We start from the raw sequence: 17668 nt of genomic DNA on the forward strand, positions 1-17668 counted from the left end.
TAATCCAGGTTCTCTATACGCGGGCCAGTTCGACAGCCAGGGCTGGGGCCGGCTTGGAGCTCCGGTTCAGCGTGATTTCGTCGCTGATCAGGTAGCGGCCGATTGGCGTGGTTGGCTCAAAGCTTGGTTCGTGCAGCGAGCTCAGCGCGAACTCTTCGACTACTGCACCGTCTTCCATGACGGAGACCTTGTCCGCAATGGCCTTGATGACGTTCATTTCGTGGGTGACGATGACGGTAGTGATGCCTAGGCTGGCGTTGATGTCGCTGAGGTACTGCAGCACCGAGGTGGTCGTTCTCGGATCCACGGCGCTGGTTGGCTCATCACACAGCAGGACCTTGGGTTCAGTGACCAGTGCGCGGGCAATGGCGATGCGCTGTTTCTGGCCGCCCGAAAGCTGTCCTGGGTAAGCCGTGGCCTTATCGGCAAGGTCCACAATGGACAGCGCTTCCAGCGCACGTTCACGGCGTTCTTTTTTCGGCACACCGGCAAACTTCAGGTTCAGCTCGACGTTCTGCTGTGCGCTGCGGTTGTTCAGCAGGTTGAAATGCTGGAAAATCATCCCGATCTCATGGCGCTGCTTGCGCAACTCGCCTTCGCTCAACCCGGTCAGTTCGATGCCGTCAACGAATACCTCCCCCGACGTAGGACGCTGCAACAAATTGATATTGCGCAGCAGCGTTGACTTGCCGGCACCGGAAAACCCGATAATTCCATGGATGGTTCCGGTTTGGATTTCCAGCGAGACATCCTTGACGGCAGTGAACTGGTCTTGGTCCTTGCCGAAGGTGGTAGTTACGTTTTCAAGTCGAATCATCATCGCTCCTTTGGTGCTTGATTATGCGGAGCGTACTTCGCGAACAGAATCTGCGGTCCACAGATTTTTGCGCCGCGAAGTAAAAGAACTCCATCGGTTCTGGCTGTAGCACCGCTCCCTCTCGGGTGGTTGCTGCGACGTCGTTGAGCCAGATCTCTCAGTCGCTCTGGATGGTGTGTGCCGGCTGTACGGGCCGAACAATTCAAGTCTGCAGCTGATGCCCGCAGACCAGCAAGAGTTACTTCAATCTGCGTCATGAAGTCATACTCCGGCCGCCGATGCACGGAAATCGCGCAATAATCCACGTCGCAATCCGACATATTTCGCGAATTACCTCTTTCATGACGAAGCCGCCGGAGTATTTTCCTAACGTGTACTTGTTTGCGCTAGCAATCCTGGAGGGGAATTCTGCACTGCCTGCGGTGGTTGTACTAGATTGCAGACCAACGAGAGGACCTCATGAAGATCGCAATTACCGGTGCCACCGGACAGCTTGGAAATCTAGTCGTCGATGCGCTGCTGGCGCGCGGCGCGAAGGCCGCTGATCTGGTTGCCATTGGACGTTCAGCGCAGAAGCTGGAACCGCTGGCGGGCAAGGGCTTGGAAACCCGCGTTGCTGATTACAACGTTGAGCAGGCACTGGTATCCGCGCTGAAGGGCGTAGACAAGCTGCTGTTGATTTCAGCCAGCGAGGTAGGCCAGCGCGTGGCGCAGCATGAGAACGTCATCAACGCCGCCAAGAAGGTGGATGTCCAGCTGATCGCGTACACCTCTATTGCCAACGCTTTGACCGGCGGAATGAAGCTTGCCGAGGAGCATATCGCCACCGAACGCCTGCTGGCCGGTTCCGGCATCGATTACGTGCTGCTGCGCAATGGCTGGTACATCGAGAACTACACGGACCAGCTGATGGGCTACCTCAACAGCGGCATGGTGCTCGGTGCCGCCGGCGAGGGCAAGATCAGTGCTGCAGCCCGTGCCGATTACGCCGATGCCGCCGCGGCGGTACTGCTCTCGGAGGAGGAGCAAAGTGGCAAGATCTACGAGCTGGGCAGCGACAAGCCGTTCACCCTCACCCAGCTCGCTGGCGCCGTTGGCGCTGCTGCCGGACAGGATGTTGCCTACCAGCAGATGGATCCCGAACAGCTGGAAAAGATCTATGCGGATGCCGGAGTCCCCGCAGCATTCGCCCACATTCTCGTCGATACCGATCTGCGCGTTCGCGAAGGCGCGCTAGAGGTCAACTCCGGCGATCTGGCCAAGCTGATCGGCCGGACTCCGGCTTCCCTGGGCAAGGTCATCAAGGAGAACCTGGACAAGTAATCCATGGGGCTAAGAGTTTAATCGGGCAGTCATTCGCGGCATTCAATGCCGTGGTGGCTGCCCGACTGTTTTACGTGTCATAACCAAACATATTCGCTGGACAAGGGCGGAATTAGCGCACGGATAACAAGTGCTGCGTGTCACAACCACGCACGGCATACCTGTTCCCGTAAATTTGCGCATACTTCATCCCCACCTTTCCAGGAGATCAAAGTATGTCACGAGCACGATTACGGTCAGTTGCCTGCGCGGCAGTTATCGCCTTGGGCCTGGGCGCTTTCTCAGCCCTTCCGGCGAGCGCGGAACCACGGCACACCCAGAAAGACCCGACGGCCATTGGCACCGGCGGGGCAGTTTCCTCGGTAGACCCCGAAGCCTCCGCCGCCGGCATTGAAGTTCTGCGCAAGGGAGGCAATGCCGTGGATGCGGCCGTGGCCACCGCGGCGGCACTGGGTGTCACCGAACCCTACAGCGCGGGCATTGGCGGTGGCGGATATTTCCTCTACTACGATGCGAAGTCCGGCAAGGTCAGCACCATTGACGGCCGCGAGACCGCACCAGCTGGCATCTCCCATGATGCTTTCATCGACCCGGCAACGGGCGATCCGTATGACTTCACTCCGGAACTGGTCACTAGCGGTGTGGCGGTCGGAGTGCCCGGAACTCTGGCCACTTGGCAACGCGCATTGGATAACTGGGGATCGCAGAACCTGAAGCAGGTCCTGCGCCCGGCAACGCAGATTGCTTCGCGCGGCTTCGTAGTTGACGAGACTTTCCGCGAACAGACGCTGGATAACAAGGAACGTTTCAACGCGTTCGACTCCACCAGCCAATTGTTCCTGCCCGGCGGCGATGCTCCCCAGGTCGGGACTATTTTCAAGAATCCAGATCTCGCCGCCACCTACCGAATGCTGGCCAAGCAAGGCCTTGACGGTTTCTACGAAGGGCCATTGGCTGCCGAAATCACCCAGAGCGTTCAGGCACCGCCCACCAGCGATGACACTACTCTCCCGGTTCCTGCAGGAACCCTGAGTACCGCGGACCTTGCCGGATACGAAGTGGTGGAGCAAGCTCCGACAACGGTGAATTACCGCGGCTACGAAGTCTTCGGCATGGCCCCGTCTTCCAGCGGCGGAACGACCATCGGCGAATCGCTGAATATCCTTTCTGAGTTCGACCTCTCAGCGATGGATGAGCCCGATGCCTTGCACCTTTATTTCGAGGCCACTGCGCTGGCTTATGCCGACCGAGGAAAGTTCGTGGGTGATCCGGCATTTGTCCAGGTCCCCACCCAGGCCTTGACCGACAAGCTGTTCGGTGCGGATCGGGCGTGCGCTATTGATCCGCAACAGGCTGCGGTTAAGCCAGTGGCCCCTGGCGATGTCGAAAACTATGATGGCCGATGCCCTGCCGACACCGGTGAACCGGTGGCAGAGCAGGATACGGAGAATATCTCCACCACCCACCTGTCGGTCGTTGACCGCTGGGGCAACATGGTTTCCTACACGTTGACCATCGAGCAGACCGGTGGTTCGGGCATGGTGGTTCCCGGTCGCGGTTTCCTGCTGAACAACGAGCTGACCGATTTCTCCACGGTGTACGATCCGGCAGATCCGAACCGCATCGATCCGGGCAAGCGCCCGCGTTCATCGATGGCGCCAACCATCGTTTTGCAGGATGGCAAGCCGGTGCTGGCTATTGGCTCCCCCGGTGGTTCAACCATCATCACCACCGTATTGCAGACGCTGGTGAACCGCATTGATCTGGGCATGGACATCAGCCAGGCCATTGCCGCACCGCGCGCCTCCCAGCGCAATACGGCAGCTGTTACGGCGGAACCGGAGTTCATCGACGCGCACGGCGCAGCTCTGGAAGCCTTTGGCCACAAGCTCACGCCGGCTGGCGATTCCTTCACCCCGCAGGCTGAAATCGGCGCCGTCGAAGCGGTAGAAATCGCTGCCGATGGCACGCTCACAGCGGCAGCCGAGCCTTCGCGGCGCGGTGGCGGTTCAGCGATGGTGCTGGAACCGATCGACTAGCCAGATACGCACACGGCGGCCTTGGGCAACATCTAACGTGTTGCCCAAGGCCGCCGTGTGCTGTGCTCTTTGGCTAGGTTTCTACGCCTGAGGAGCCAAGCGGTTGGCCACCTTGTACTTCGCGGCGCGGTGCGTGTCCTTCACGCGATCGCCCTCGCCGAACAGCTTGTTGCGCAGCGAGCCCTCGGCGTAGTCGGTCTTGTAGACCCCGCGGGCCTGCAGTTCGGGAACCACGTACTCCACGACGTCTTCGAAGGTGCCCGGGGTGACGGCATAGGCCAGGTTGAAGCCGTCAACGTCGGTGTACTCCACCCAGTCGATGAGCTTTTCGGCTACCTCGGCGCCCGAGCCCACGGAGACCGGACCGAATCCGCCGACGCCGATCCATTCGGCCAGCTGGCGGATGGTCCATGGCTTTCCGGTATCGCCACTGGCCTTCTTGAAGGTTTCCACCGAGGACTGGATGGCGTTGGACTTCACGTCGTCACCGATGACATCGTCTGGCCCGTAGACGGACATGTCGATGCCGGTCCAACCCGAAAGCAGTGCCAGCGAACCTTCGATATCCACGTAGGAGGCGTAGTCTTCGAATTTCGCCTGGGCAAGTTCGGAAGTTTCGCCGGTGATGATGGTCTGCATGGCGAAGACCTTGATGTCGTAGCGGCCACGGCCCGCGGCCTCAGCGGCGTCGCGGATCTTGGCAACCGCTTCCTTGAGCAGGTCGCGGGTAGGGCAATTCACGAAGATCGCCTCGGCGTTCGACGCGGCGAATTCGGTGCCGCGCTTGGAAGCGCCGGCCTGGTAGATCACCGGGGTGCGCTGGATGGAAGGCTCGGTGATGGCGATGCCCGGAACCTTGAAGTACTTGCCTTCGTGGTTGATCGGGTGCACCTTGCCCGGGTCGGTGTAGATCCCGGTTTCCTTGTCGTTCTGCACCGCGTCGTCTTCCCACGAGCCTTCGAGCAGCTTGTAGACCACTTCGAGGTACTCATCGGCGTGGTTGTAGCGCTCGTCGTGCTCCATCTGGTCTTCCTGGCCCATGTTGCGGGCGGCCGATGGCAGGTAGCCGGTAACCACGTTCCAGCCCACCCGTCCATTGGTCAGGTGGTCCAAGGTGGCCAGGCGGCGGGCGAAGGCGTAGGGGTGCTCGTAGGCGGTGCCGGCAGTGACGCCGAAGCCCAGATTCTCGGTCACGGCGGCCATGGCCGAGACCAGCATCATCGGGTCGTTGACCGGTGCCTGGGCGCCGGAGCTCAGCGGGGTCACATTGGTGCCCTTGTACACGTCGTAGGTACCCAGCACATCTGCCAGGAACAGCCCGTCGAACTTGCCCTTTTCCAGCACCTTGGCCAGGTGGGTCCAGTAGCCCAGGGTGTTGTAGGTCGAGGCCTTGTCATCCGGGTGGCGCCACAAGCCCGGTGACTGGTGGACCACGCAGTTCATATCGAATGCGTTGAATAGGATCTCGCGCTTGTTCTCGCTCATTGTTGTGCCCCCGTAAATCGGTTAAGTGAATTGTTGCTGGTCTGTGCCAGGCCCTAGGCCCGATGGGTCGCGTCTTCGCCGGTAACTGACAGGCGCTGCGGCTGGACCCCGTTGATCTCGTAGTCCCCGACGATGCGTGCCTTGTAGATCGCCGGGTTATGCGTGGCAATGGTCCGCGCGTTGCGCCAGTGCCGGTCCAGATTGCAGTCGCTTCTGGTCGAAGAAGCTCCAAGCCCGTCGAAAATCTTGCTGGTCACTCCGATAGCCAACGGCTGGACCACGGTTTGCGCGCGGTTGGCGGCAAGCTCGCAGACCGCATAGCGCTCTTCATCGTTCAACCCCGGATCGCCCAGAGCCGCTTCGACTTCAAGCACCGCTCCGATGACTACGGAGTCAGCAGCGAAGGATTCCGCTGATACTTCGCCCACCAGCTGCAGCACCTGGGGTTCCTGGTAAACAGGGACACCGGTACCGGTGGTGAAGATGCGGGTTCGCGACTGCACCGCACGGCGCAGGTCGTTCAGTGCCGCGCGGGCGATGCCCGCCTGCACCGCCATGAGCACCAGCTGGAAGATGGCAGCTTCGGAGTCATTGGCCTGCTGCGGCATGAAGCAATCCACCGGGACCTGGCGGAACTCGGTGGTCCCGGTTCCGGTCAGCCCCTGGCCGAAGCCATCCCAGTCATCAAGGATCTTCACGCCGCTTCGCTGGGTGGAGACTACCGCAATCTGGCGTCCGGCCAGTTCCGGGTGGGACACGGCAACGGTGGTCCAGTCGGCAAAGATGGTGCCCGTGCAGTAGTACTTCTCGCCGTCGACGACCCAGCGGCCATCCACGAGGCTGGCTGCGGTGTTCAAGGTGCCCAGGGCATTGCCCCCGCGTTCGGTATAGGCGTTGCCGATGATCTGGCCGGCGGCAATGCGCGCGATCCATTTCGTGCGCAGCGCCTCGTCATCCAGCGCCAACACGTTTTCCACGAAGGCGATGTGCGCACGCCACAGCTGCCCGACGTGGGAGTCCGCCTCGGACAGCTCGATGAGCAAACGGAATACATCTGACAGCCGCGCCCCGTAGCCTCCGTCTGCCACAGGAAGTCGCAGCGCGCCGAAGCGTTCGCGATTGAGCAATCCCACCTGTTCGAAGGGAAGCACCCGGTTCAGGTCGCGGTCTTTGGCGTTCGCAGCGATCTGGGAGAACACCGGACGGAAAATTCCAGCGAGCCGGTCGTACTGCTCATCCGCGCTAGGTCCCGGCGTAATTTTCAGCAATTGCCTTGTCGGAAGCTGTTCTTCGAAATTGTCCAGTTCCAGCGCGGTGGCCTGCGAAGGATCACTGAGCTGGTTGAAGTCCAGTCCGGCGGCATTGGGCGAATGGCCAATAGGCATCAAAATTCTCAATTCTTTCCATCGGTCCTGGCGGTAGCACCGTCCCGCGCTTGGGGTGGTTGCTGCGGCGTCTTCGAGCCAGATCTCTCAGCCGCTCTGGATGGGTCGTATTCATTTGTAGCCGTAACAATCGTGCGATTCCAAGCCCCGAAGTCACATTTCGTCTCGCGATGCGCACGGGGTTGGACGGCACTTGCGCGACCTATTGCCGGCGAGACCGAAGATGACTTGCACAGAATTGGCGAATGTCGCCCAAACACGCATCTAATGAAATAAATAACGAAATATCCTCCACATGTGACGTAGCTATCGAATATTTTTCATGTTACGCAAGATTTGCGTTCAATTCGTTCGAATGCCTGTAATGGATGAGTAACCATCCCGAGCGGCCGAGAGATCTGGCTCTACGACGCCGCAGCAACCACCTACGGACTACCCTCCGCAGGCCGGTGCTACCGCCAGGAACGATGGAGATGAATCATGGCTCTTACTTACGCAGCGCCCCCAACGGGGACAAGCGCCGCCTCTTCTGGTGCATTGGATGTCAGCTTCACCGACGTCTCACGCACCTTTACTACCAAGAAGGAAAGCCGCACCGTACTAGCGGATATCAACTTGCAGATAACCGCGGGCCAGGTCGTCGCGATCCTCGGTGCCAGCGGCTGCGGCAAGTCCACCCTGCTGCGTTCGGTATCCGGCCTGGACCACCCGTCGACCGGTTCCATCCGCACGGGCAACCACGATGTGAACGGCATCAACGATCTGTGCGCCGTCGCTTTCCAAGAACCGCGATTGCTGCCATGGCGATCGGTTCGCGAAAACATTGCCCTCGGGCTGGCACCAGGCACTGAAAAGTCCGCCGGCGAGACGCTCATCGATGAACTGATCGAGCTCACCGGATTGAGCCACGCAGCGCACCTGCGCCCACGGGAAATTTCCGGCGGCATGGCCCAGCGGGTATCGCTGGCCCGCGCATTGGCCCGCCGCCCAGGAGTGCTGCTCCTAGACGAACCCTTCGGCGCACTGGACGCACTGACCCGCTTGAAGATGCAAGACCTGCTGCTGTCCATCCACAAGTCGTTCCCCACCACCGTTTTGATGGTGACCCACGATGTGGATGAAGCCTTGACGCTCGCTGATCGGGTCATTGTCCTGGGCCGCGCCGGCACCACCGGCGCCGCAAGCGTCATCGAGGACCTGTCCTTGCACGCCGCTCAACCGCGTCGGCACACCGACAGCCAGTTTGCCGCACACCGCGCACATCTGTTGCGCCTGCTGGGCGTCGATCCCACCAATCACTAGCCCCATGCGCCTCACGGCGCCTTGGAGTTTTCATCCCAAGTGGCCAGTTTCCACCTCACTGGCACGCACATTATTAGGATTTTCTATGCTTTCGAACCGCTTCACCCGCCGTACCGCATTGTCCGCCGCCGCCCTGCTGCTTGGCACCTCGGCGCTTGCCGGTTGCGCCGGCGAAAACGCTACGGCCGCCAACGCGGACAAGACGCTGTCCATCGATTTCGCTACCTACAATCCACTGAGCCTGGTGCTCAAGGAGAAGGGCTGGCTGGACGAAGCTGCTAAGGAATCCGGCGTCAGCGTTGAATGGATCCAGTCCGCTGGTTCCAACAAGGCCAACGAAGCGCTGCGAGCTGACGCAATCGACGTGGGCTCCACCGCAGGTTCGGCCGCATTGCTGGCGCGCTCCAACGGTTCGCCGATCAAGACCATCGCGTTGTACTCGCAGCCTGAATGGGCCGCGCTGGTGATCGGCAAGGATTCGAAGATCAGCTCCGTGAAGGATCTGAAGGGCAAGACCGTCGCAGCCACCAAGGGCACCGACCCGTACTTCTTCCTGCTGCAGAGCTTGGAAGAAGCCGGGCTCAGCGAAGACGACATCAAGCTGCAGAACCTGCAGCATGCCGACGGGCGTACCGCATTGGCCAATGGTTCGGTTGATGCTTGGAGCGGCTTGGATCCGATCATGGCCGCCGCCGAAGAAGACGGCGCCTCGCTGGTATACCGCAACCTTGATTTCAACACCTACGGTGCGCTGAATGCCCGCGAAGACTTCATCGAAGAAAGCCCGGAACTGGCGCAGCTGGTGGTCGACTCCTACGAAAAGGCGCGTGCCTGGGCTACCGAGAACCCTGAAGAGACCGCCGAGATCCTCGCAGACGTGGCTGGCCTGGAGCCTGAGGTTGCCACCACGGTGATCGAAGAACGCTCCAACCTCGATGTTCCGGCAGCACCTAGCGAAAAGTACACCAGCGTGCTGCTCAACATCGGCCCGACCCTGGTAGCCAGCGGCGATGTCTCCAAGCAGGAATCGGTCGATGAAGCTCTGGCGACCCTGGTCGATGACCAGTTCGCCACCCAGGCCGATGCAACAAAGATTTCCGGAGAATAATCAGCGATGAGTACTCCAACCGTGCCTCAAACCCGCAAGGCCCAGCCCGCGGGCAGACAGAAATCAGAAATCGCGGCCACCATCTTGCGCGCACCGAAGTGGTTGCTCGCATTGGTTCTTCCGATTCTCACACTGGCCGTGTGGCAATACGTGACCGTCACCGAAATCGTTGCCCCGTGGACCCTGCCTACGCCCGGCTCTGTTGCGGCTGCAGCCGTTGAGCTTTTCCAAGATGGCGAGCTCGGCCCGCATATCGGCATCTCGACCCAGCGCGTCCTGCTCGGTTTCTTCTTCGGCTCGCTGCTGGGCCTGGCCTTCGGCGCCCTGGTCGGCTTGTCCAAGCTGGCCGACGCATTCTTGGGCCTGAGCATCAGTGCGCTGCGCGCGGTCCCTTCCCTAGCGTGGGTCCCGCTGCTGGTTTTGTGGATGAAATACGGAGAAGACTCGAAGGTCACTCTGGTGATCATCGGCGCGTTCTTCCCGGTCTTCACCACCGTCGCTTTGGCCTTGCGCCATGTCGATGCCCAGCTCGTTGAAGCCGCCCGCTCCTTCGGCCTCAAGGGCCTGAAGCTGCTGCGCACCGTGCAGCTTCCAGCAGTGGTTCCGGCCATATTCTCCGGACTGCGCCTGGCATTGGCCCAAGCGTGGCTCTTCCTCGTGGCCGCCGAACTTCTCGGCGCCTCCATGGGCCTGGGCTTCTTGCTCACCGATTCGCAGAACAATGGCCGCTTGGATCGCCTGATCATGACCATCGTCCTGCTGGCTATCTTCGGCAAGATCACCGATGCCCTGCTCTCCGTGGCTGAACGCTGGGCCATCAAGCGCTGGACCTAAAAGCCACCAGCAGCATCGGCCGAAATCCCACAACCTTCCGCACCCAACCCAAGGAAACTTTGCAATGACCACCGAATTGGCACCCACCTCAGCAGCCACATCCGAGGCAGCCCGCCAGGAATTCTGGGACGAAGCGGCAAACCTCCTTGACTGGGATACCCCCTGGCACACCACCAGCCAGATCCTCCCGGCAGATCCAGCAGCCCAACGCGGTCCGCAAATCTCCTGGTACCTGGGCGGAAAGCTGAACGCCGCGGTGAACTGCGCGGACCGCCACGTGGCCGCCGGCCGCGGCGACAAGGTAGCCCTGTACTTCGAAGGCGAGCCCGGCGACCGCGTAGCTGTGACCTACAAGAACCTGCAAGAACGCATCTCGCAGGCCGCCAACGCCTTGGAATCCCTGGGCGTGGTCAAGGGCGACCGAGTAGTGATCTACCTGCCGGTGCTCATCGAAACCATTGTCATCACCCTGGCCTGCGCCCGCATCGGCGCCATCCACTCGCTGGTCTTCGGCGGGTTCTCGGCCGAGGCGCTGAAGTTCCGTGTGGAAGACACCAAGGCCAAGGTACTGGTCACCACCGATGGCCAGTTCCGCCGCGGAACCTCCGTCCCGGTCAAGGACAATGCCGACGCCGCGGTTGCCGGTGAGAATGAAATCGAAAAGGTGCTGGTCATCCGCCGCACCGGCGATGAAATTCCGTGGACCGAAGGCCGCGATGTGTGGTGGCACGATGTCGTGGACACCCAATCCACGCAGCATCAGGCGCAGGCTTTTGATTCGGAAACCCCGTTGTTCATCATGTACACCTCGGGTACTACGGGCCAACCAAAGGGCCTGGTGCACACCACCGGTGGTTACCTGACCCAGGCGGCCGCCAGCTACAACCTGCTGTTCGCCAACCCGGATGAATCCCAGCGGGCCGATGACGTGCACTGGTGCACCGCGGACCTGGCCTGGGTCACTGCGCACACCTACGAGATCTACGGGCCGCTGGCCAACGGCGTCACCCAGGTGATCTACGAGGGCGTGCCCAACGCACCGCATCCGGGCCGGCACTTCGAAGTCATCGAACGCTACAAGGTCACCAGCTACTACACCGCACCAACCCTGGTCCGTTCGCTGATGGGCTGGTTCCCCGAGGGCCTGCCGGCCAAGTACGACCTGTCTTCGGTCAAGATCGGCGGCACCGTGGGCGAAGCGGTGAATCCGGAAGCCTGGAAGTGGTTCCGCGAGCAGATCGGCCGGGACAGCGCCGCGGGCCTGCCGATGGTCGATACCTGGTGGCAATCCGAGTCCGGTGCAACCATCCTCTCCCCGCTGCCCACCGATGACCACTTCAAGCCAGGATGCGCCGCACGGGCGCTGCCCGGAGTTTCAGTGGACATTGTCGATGCCGAGGGCCGCAGCGTGGCACCGAACCAGCAGGGAAATATCGTCATCACCCAGACCGGACCGTCGATGGCGCGTACCGTCTGGGGCAATCCGCAGCGCTACTACACCAGCTACTGGGAACAGTACGTGCAGCAGGGCTGGTTCCTGGCTGGTGACGGGGCCCGCTTCGATGAAGACGGGGACATCTACATCCTGGGCCGCACCGATGACGTGATCAACATTTCCGGCCACCGCCTGTCCACCATTGAAATCGAGTCGGCACTGGTCACCCATCCCGGCGTGATCGAGGCCGGCGTCTGCCCGACCGCCGATGCCAAGACCGGCCACGCGGCCACCGCTTTCGTGGTGCCGCTGGATGCCAGCTTGATCTGCGAGCACCCAGATGAGCAGCTCGGGGCACGCCAGGCCGAATTCATTGCGCAGTTGCGCTCCACCGTGGCAACGCAGATCGGACCGATCGCCAAGCCGCGCGAGGTCGTGCTGGTCCCGGACGTGCCCAAGACCCGCTCGGGCAAGATCATGCGCCGCCTGCTCACCCAGCTGTTCGAAGGCTCTAAGCTCGGGGACACCACGAGCTTGCAGAATGAGCCGTGCATCCCGCAGATCAACGAGATCTGCCGAGCACGCGACTAGCCTTTACACGGGTTAACGCAATGAGGGACTCTGCCTTTCAGGCAGAGTCCCTCATTGCGTTAACGGCTAGGAGTTCTTGGGCTCGGTTGCCTTGCTGTCGCCATCAGCTGCGTCCGGCTTGCTGCCGGAGGCCGGATCGACGGTGGCTTCGGTGGCGAAGATCTTTGCTTCGCCCGACTTCTCATCGGCGACGACCATCGGGATTTCGGTGGTCAACAGGCTGAACCCGCTGCCCTCATGGCGCTCGACGCCTTGGACCACGGAGTGCTCCAGAACCTCGCGGGCGACCTTTCCGCGAAGGATCAGAGGATCCTTGCTCAAATCCTTCCAGATCGCCACGCAGAGCAGCAGCATCACGATCACGAACGGCAATGCCGAGACGATGGTGATGTTCTTCAGGCCGTTCAAGGCCTCTGCCGGGTGGTCCCCGCCAGCCAAGAGCATGACTGCTGCAACAGCACCGGTTGCCACGCCCCAGAAGATCACGGACTTCTTCGAAGGATTTTCAGCGCCTCGTTCACTGAGCGCGCCCATCACGATCGATGCCGAGTCCGCACCGGTCACGAAGAAGATCGCGATCAGCAGCACAGTGACAACCATCAGTAAGGCGGCCACCCAGTTGGCAACCGGCAAGCTGCCCAGCAGGTCGAAGAGCACCAGGTCGAAGTTGATATCCGGTGCGCCATCGACCATATTGGCCAGCTTCTGGCCGGTTTCCCCGGCACGCTCTGCGCGTTCCTGGATGCCAATTGCGCCGCCACCGAAGATGGCGAACCAGATCAAGGTCACGGTGGACGGCACCAGCAGCACGCCGGTGACAAACTGGCGGATGGTGCGGCCACGCGAAATGCGGGCAATGAACAGACCCACGAATGGGCTCCAAGAGATCCACCAAGCCCAGTAGAATACGGTCCACGACGAGAGCCAGTCGGACATCGCGCCGTCACCGGAGGCTGCGGTGCGCGAGGCCATTTCCGGCAGATCGCCGATGAAGGCGCCCACGGCGTTCGGGATGACGTTCAAGATGAACAAGGTTGGACCGCCGATGAAAACGATCAGCGCCAGGATCAAGGCCAGCACCATATTGGTATTGGACAGCCACTGGATGCCGCGTTCAATGCCGGACACTGCCGAAGCAACGAACATTGCAGTCAGGATCGCAATGATGACTACCAGTACGCCGGAGCCTACCTTTTCCATCATGCCGGTGGCTTGGATGCCACCGCCGATCTGCAGTGCGCCAAGGCCCAATGAGCAGGCCGAGCCGAAGAGGGTGGCGATGATTGCCAGGACGTTGATGATTCGTCCGCCCCAGCCGTGGACTGCACGTTCACCGAAGATCGGGGTGAACATGGCGGAGAAGAGCTGCGGGCGGCCCAGGCGGAAGCTTCCATAAGCCATGCCCAAGCCGACGATGGCGTACATCGCCCACGGGAACAGGGTCCAGTGGAAGAGGGTGGTGCCCATGGCGGTGCTCAGCGCAGCATCCGTGGAGCCCTCCACAGTGCCTGGCGGAGGCGACATGTAGAAGTAGAGCGGTTCGCCAACCCCATAGAAGACCAGGCCGATGCCCATACCGGTCGCGAACATCATCGAGATCCATGAAATAGTGCTGAACTTCGGCTTCTCGCCATCCTTGCCCAGCGGGATGCGGCCGAAGTTCTTCGCGGCGACGACAATAGCGAAAACAGCGAATACCGAGGCTGCGATGACAAACAGCCAGCCGGTATTGGTGATGACCCAGTCAAGGGCGGCGGTCGAGACAGTGCCCAGACCGGCCGGGGTGATGAAACCCCAGATAATGAATGCCAGCGTCAAAGCGCCGGCAATGCCGAATACCCAGTAGTCCGTTCCGGAAAGCGAATATTTCTTAGGTCGCCGTTGCCGAGCTGTGTGCAGCTGGCCGACGAGGTCTTCAAATGATTGATCCGTCTGCTTCATTGCGTTCTTCCTTCACTGGTGAGATTCCGGATCGGAGGTCGGCCCGGAACCTGGCGAGAAACCGTTTCTCAAGGAAGCGATTGCCATGCAGTGTGATTGATTGCGAGTTGCTCTTCTGGTGTCAGTTTTGCGCGTGTAATTCTCACGCCGCGGCGGGCTGAATGAAACAGCTATCCAGTTTGGATGCCTCATGAATTACGTTTCAGAGGAACTGAATTTAAATGCCAAATTCGCGCGATGAACGCCTAATTATGCCCAGTCCAGCATGGTCAACTAATCAACTCGGGTCAAACTGAAACTTTGACTTTCCGCGGTTTTCGACGTTCAATACACCGTTTGAGGCTGATGATTCCGCGCTGGATTTGGTTTCTGTGAAGTTCCTCGCGCAGTGGCGAATAATGCCCTAATCAGCCTGAATTAACCTCGGCATGGACCACAATTTCCCTCCCTCAAATTCGCATTCGCATCTGGAATTTCGTGGTAGAAATACGCTCCATGTGCACCATGAGCGCGCAGATCAAGCGCGTTTGAAAATATTCCAGAATCTGCATACTTACTTCTGAGCGGCAAAAAGATGATTTTTCCCGTTTTACGTCGAAGCAATCTGAAATACACCCGAAGTTATCTTGACTGATTCAAAATAAGCGGGCATGCTGGATATATGACATCAGAAGCCGGTATCGAACAGGTGCTCAAGGCAGCATCGATGCGAGTGACCCAACCACGCGTTGCCGTCCTCGCAGCTGTCGCCGCGCACCCCCATGCCGACACCGAAACCATTATTTCGGCAGTCCATGGCGATCACCCGCACGTGTCACACCAAGCGGTCTACGATTCGCTGAAGCTCTTCACGAAATTGGGCGTCATCCGGCAGATCCAGCCACAGGGGCACATTGCCCGCTACGAAACCCGCGTCGGCGACAACCACCACCATGTGGTGTGCCGGCAATGCGGAAATCTGGCGGATGTCGACTGCGCTGTCGGCGAAGCCCCATGCCTGCATGCCTCCGATCACCACGGCTTCATAATCGATGAAGCCGAAGTGATCTACTGGGGCATCTGCCCACAATGCCAGGTTGTGAACGCATAGCCAACGCAGCACCAGCACCCAAGTTTTGCCATTGCACGCAAGCGCGCTTGTACGCGATGGAATCAAACCGCATAAACACTAGAAAACCGGAAGGAAGAGCACATGTCTGAAACGACTGCAGGTCAGTGCCCAGTAGTTGGCCAGGGCCGAATTCACCCGACCCAGGGCAACGCCAACACCGAATGGTGGCCGAACAAGCTGAACCTGAAGATCCTTGCAAAGAACCAGCAGGTTTCAAACCCGTTGGATGAGGACTTCGACTACATCGAGGCTTTCAACGCGCTGGACATGGAGGCCCTGAAGGCCGACCTGATCGAGAACATGACCACCCGCCAGGACTGGTGGCCAGCAGACTTCAACCACTACGGTCCGCTGTACATCCGCATGGCATGGCACTCCGCCGGTACTTACCGTTCGCACGACGGCCGCGGCGGTGGCGGCGCAGGCCAGCAGCGCTTCGCTCCACTGAACGCATGGCCGGACAACGTGGGCCTGGACAAGGCTCGCCGCCTGCTGTGGCCAGTGAAGAAGAAGTACGGCCAGTCCATCTCGTGGGCCGACCTCATGATCCTGGCCGGCAACGTCGCCATGGAGCACATGGGCCTGAAGACCTTCGGTTTCGCCGGTGGCCGCAAGGACGTCTGGGAAGCCGATGACGATGTTTACTGGGGTCCTGAAAAGGTCTGGCTGGACAACGAACGCTACTCGGGCGAACGCGATCTGGAAGCCCCCCTGGCAGCAGTCCAGATGGGCCTGATCTACGTGAACCCAGAGGGTCCGGACGGCAACCCGGATCCACTGGCTTCGGCAATCGACGTGCGCGAGACCTTCCGCCGCATGGGTATGGATGACTACGAGACCGTAGCCCTGATTGCCGGTGGCCACACCTTCGGCAAGACCCACGGCGCCACCAACGTCGACCGCATCGGTGCAGATCCAGAAGCCGCTCCGCTTGAAGAGCAGGGCCTGGGCTGGAAGAACGGCTACGGCGAGGGCAACGCGGAAAACAACACCGCTTCGGGTCTGGAAGTTACCTGGACCTACCACCCAACCCGCTGGGACAACGAGTTCTTCCACATCCTGTTCGCCTACGAGTGGGAACTGTTCGAATCCGCTGCCGGTGCCAAGCAGTGGCGCCCGGTCAATGGTGGCGGCGCTGGCCTGGTCCAGCCTGCCCACGACACCCTGGAGCACCGCGAACCGCGCATGCTGACCAGTGACCTGGCACTGCGCTTCGACCCGATCTACGGCCCGATTTCGAAGAACTTCAAGGAAAACCCTGACGAGTTCGCCGAGGCCTACGCCCGCGCTTGGTTCAAGCTGACCCACCGCGACATGGGTCCGAAGTCCCGCTACTTCGGTCCAGAAGTCCCAGCTGAGGACCTAGCTTGGCAGGATCCACTGCCAGCAGCTCCGCAGGTCACCCTGGGTGTCCAGGAGATCGCAGCGCTGAAGGCACTGATCAACGACTCGGGCCTGACCGTCCAGCAGCTGGTCTCCACCGCATGGAAGGCAGCTTCCTCGTTCCGCAGCTCGGACAAGCGCGGCGGCGCCAACGGCGGCCGCATCCGTCTGGAACCACAGGTCTCCTGGACCGTGAACCAGCCAGAGCAGCTCAAGCCGGTCATCGCCAAGCTGGAAGAGATCGTTGATACCTTCAACGCCACCTCGGAGATCAAGGCTTCCTTCGCTGACGTCGTGGTCTTGGCCGGCAACGTCGGTGTCGAGCAGGCTGCTGCAGCCGCTGGCCAGCCAATCGAGGTTCCATTCACCCCGGGCCGCGTTGACGCGACCCAGGAGCAGACCGACGTTGAGCAGTTCGCCTGGTTGGAGCCAGTCTCCGACGGCCTGCGCAACTACGACTCGGGCTTCATCAAGATGCCAAGCGAGTACCTGCTGATCGACAAGGCCAACCTGTTGGGCCTGTCCGCCCCAGAACTGACCGTACTGGTCGGCGGCCTGCGCGTGCTGGGCAACAACTGGGACGGTTCGAACTTGGGCGTCTTCACCGAGAACCCAGGTGCGTTGACCAACGACTTCTTCGCGAACCTGCTGGAGCCAGGCATCGGGTGGACCGCTTCCGAGGACGAGCAGACCTACCACTCGAAGGACGGCCGCTGGGTCGGTTCCCGCGTGGACCTGGTCTTCGGTGCCAACTCGGAACTGCGCGCTGTCGCCGAAGTCTACGCTTCGGACGATGCCAAGACGAAGTTCGTCAAGGACTTCGCCCAGGCTTGGGCCAAGGTCATGGACTCGGACCGCTTCGAGCTGCGCCGCAAGTAGCCGCTGCTTAGCTGCTAGCTTGCAGTAACAGATGC

Annotated in this window: 12 protein-coding genes and 3 riboswitches; of the genes, 8 read left to right on the top strand and 4 right to left on the bottom strand. The window is 60.7% G+C overall.

The genetic code is table 11. From position 1 onward, the window contains the following. Positions 1 to 13: 13 nt before the first annotated feature. Positions 14 to 820 carry a methionine ABC transporter ATP-binding protein gene (locus AB4Y71_RS13045; protein ID WP_226910863.1) on the bottom strand — a complete coding sequence of 269 codons (807 nt, stop codon included), beginning with the start codon at positions 818 to 820 and terminating at the stop codon, positions 14 to 16. Positions 821 to 904: 84 nt separating this feature from the next. Beyond that, positions 905 to 994, bottom strand: a riboswitch (SAM riboswitch). Positions 995 to 1276: 282 nt separating this feature from the next. Here AB4Y71_RS13045 and AB4Y71_RS13050 point away from each other — a divergent pair. Further along, positions 1277 to 2140 (top strand): NmrA family NAD(P)-binding protein, encoded by an 864-nt coding sequence (locus AB4Y71_RS13050; RefSeq protein ID WP_102598701.1) that lies wholly within the window; start codon positions 1277 to 1279, stop codon positions 2138 to 2140. Positions 2141 to 2355: 215 nt separating this feature from the next. Continuing rightward, entirely contained in the window at positions 2356 to 4179 is a 1824-nt protein-coding gene (gene ggt, locus AB4Y71_RS13055) for a gamma-glutamyltransferase (RefSeq protein WP_441720904.1), read from the top strand. 81 nt (positions 4180 to 4260) lie between these two features. Here the strand turns inward: ggt and AB4Y71_RS13060 are convergent, their stop codons facing one another. Continuing rightward, positions 4261 to 5664, bottom strand: coding sequence for an LLM class flavin-dependent oxidoreductase (locus AB4Y71_RS13060; protein WP_441720907.1), 1404 nt, complete (start codon positions 5662 to 5664; stop codon positions 4261 to 4263). A gap of 53 nt (positions 5665 to 5717) precedes the next feature. Then, the gene (locus tag AB4Y71_RS13065; RefSeq protein WP_441720910.1) at positions 5718 to 7049 is read right to left on the bottom strand and encodes an acyl-CoA dehydrogenase family protein; all 1332 of its coding nucleotides are present in this window, start codon (positions 7047 to 7049) and stop codon (positions 5718 to 5720) included. Between the two features lie 15 nt (positions 7050 to 7064). Continuing rightward, positions 7065 to 7156, bottom strand: a riboswitch (SAM riboswitch). 266 nt (positions 7157 to 7422) lie between these two features. After that, a riboswitch (SAM riboswitch) is annotated at positions 7423 to 7523 on the top strand. A gap of 6 nt (positions 7524 to 7529) precedes the next feature. On the opposite strand from AB4Y71_RS13065, the gene AB4Y71_RS13070 reads away from it, so the two are divergent. The 4 genes from AB4Y71_RS13070 (at position 7530) to acs (ending at position 12319) form a co-directional block, all read left to right on the top strand. After that, positions 7530 to 8351 (top strand): ABC transporter ATP-binding protein, encoded by an 822-nt coding sequence (locus AB4Y71_RS13070; protein ID WP_134781193.1) that lies wholly within the window; start codon positions 7530 to 7532, stop codon positions 8349 to 8351. A gap of 85 nt (positions 8352 to 8436) precedes the next feature. Further along, positions 8437 to 9459 carry an aliphatic sulfonate ABC transporter substrate-binding protein gene (locus AB4Y71_RS13075; RefSeq protein ID WP_417364570.1) on the top strand — a complete coding sequence of 341 codons (1023 nt, stop codon included), beginning with the start codon at positions 8437 to 8439 and terminating at the stop codon, positions 9457 to 9459. A gap of 6 nt (positions 9460 to 9465) precedes the next feature. After that, entirely contained in the window at positions 9466 to 10293 is an 828-nt protein-coding gene (locus tag AB4Y71_RS13080) for an ABC transporter permease (protein ID WP_102598705.1), read from the top strand. Then, on the top strand, positions 10244 to 12319 hold the full coding sequence (gene acs / locus AB4Y71_RS13085) for an acetate--CoA ligase (RefSeq protein ID WP_441720913.1): 2076 nt from the start codon (positions 10244 to 10246) through the stop codon (positions 12317 to 12319). Before AB4Y71_RS13080 ends, acs begins: the two co-directional genes overlap by 50 nt. Positions 12320 to 12385: 66 nt before the next feature. Here acs and AB4Y71_RS13090 read toward each other — a convergent pair whose 3' ends face one another. Then, positions 12386 to 14260, bottom strand: a complete 1875-nt coding sequence (locus AB4Y71_RS13090) for a BCCT family transporter (protein WP_441720916.1) — start codon at positions 14258 to 14260, stop codon at positions 12386 to 12388. Positions 14261 to 14921: 661 nt separating this feature from the next. Between AB4Y71_RS13090 and AB4Y71_RS13095 the strand changes: the two genes are divergently transcribed. Beyond that, positions 14922 to 15350: a Fur family transcriptional regulator gene (locus AB4Y71_RS13095; RefSeq protein WP_013347640.1), complete on the top strand. Its 429-nt coding sequence runs from the start codon at positions 14922 to 14924 to the stop codon at positions 15348 to 15350. Between the two features lie 102 nt (positions 15351 to 15452). Then, positions 15453 to 17633, top strand: coding sequence for a catalase/peroxidase HPI (gene katG / locus AB4Y71_RS13100; RefSeq protein WP_417364574.1), 2181 nt, complete (start codon positions 15453 to 15455; stop codon positions 17631 to 17633). Positions 17634 to 17668: the final 35 nt, after the last annotated feature.

Source organism: Glutamicibacter sp. MCAF14 (assembly GCF_052114325.1).
Classification (GTDB): Bacteria; Actinomycetota; Actinomycetes; order Actinomycetales; family Micrococcaceae; genus Glutamicibacter; species Glutamicibacter arilaitensis.

What these genes read in the sequence shown, in the direction of transcription:
- AB4Y71_RS13045 (WP_226910863.1), bottom strand. Translation starts at nt 820, where the DNA reads ATGATGATTCGACTTGAAAACGTAACTACCACCTTCGGCAAGGACCAA.
- AB4Y71_RS13050 (WP_102598701.1), top strand. Translation starts at nt 1,277, where the DNA reads ATGAAGATCGCAATTACCGGTGCCACCGGACAGCTTGGAAATCTAGTC.
- ggt (WP_441720904.1), top strand. Translation starts at nt 2,356, where the DNA reads ATGTCACGAGCACGATTACGGTCAGTTGCCTGCGCGGCAGTTATCGCC.
- AB4Y71_RS13060 (WP_441720907.1), bottom strand. Translation starts at nt 5,664, where the DNA reads ATGAGCGAGAACAAGCGCGAGATCCTATTCAACGCATTCGATATGAAC.
- AB4Y71_RS13065 (WP_441720910.1), bottom strand. Translation starts at nt 7,049, where the DNA reads ATGCCTATTGGCCATTCGCCCAATGCCGCCGGACTGGACTTCAACCAG.
- AB4Y71_RS13070 (WP_134781193.1), top strand. Translation starts at nt 7,530, where the DNA reads ATGGCTCTTACTTACGCAGCGCCCCCAACGGGGACAAGCGCCGCCTCT.
- AB4Y71_RS13075 (WP_417364570.1), top strand. Translation starts at nt 8,437, where the DNA reads ATGCTTTCGAACCGCTTCACCCGCCGTACCGCATTGTCCGCCGCCGCC.
- AB4Y71_RS13080 (WP_102598705.1), top strand. Translation starts at nt 9,466, where the DNA reads ATGAGTACTCCAACCGTGCCTCAAACCCGCAAGGCCCAGCCCGCGGGC.
- acs (WP_441720913.1), top strand. Translation starts at nt 10,244, where the DNA reads ATGCCCTGCTCTCCGTGGCTGAACGCTGGGCCATCAAGCGCTGGACCT.
- AB4Y71_RS13090 (WP_441720916.1), bottom strand. Translation starts at nt 14,260, where the DNA reads ATGAAGCAGACGGATCAATCATTTGAAGACCTCGTCGGCCAGCTGCAC.
- AB4Y71_RS13095 (WP_013347640.1), top strand. Translation starts at nt 14,922, where the DNA reads ATGACATCAGAAGCCGGTATCGAACAGGTGCTCAAGGCAGCATCGATG.
- katG (WP_417364574.1), top strand. Translation starts at nt 15,453, where the DNA reads ATGTCTGAAACGACTGCAGGTCAGTGCCCAGTAGTTGGCCAGGGCCGA.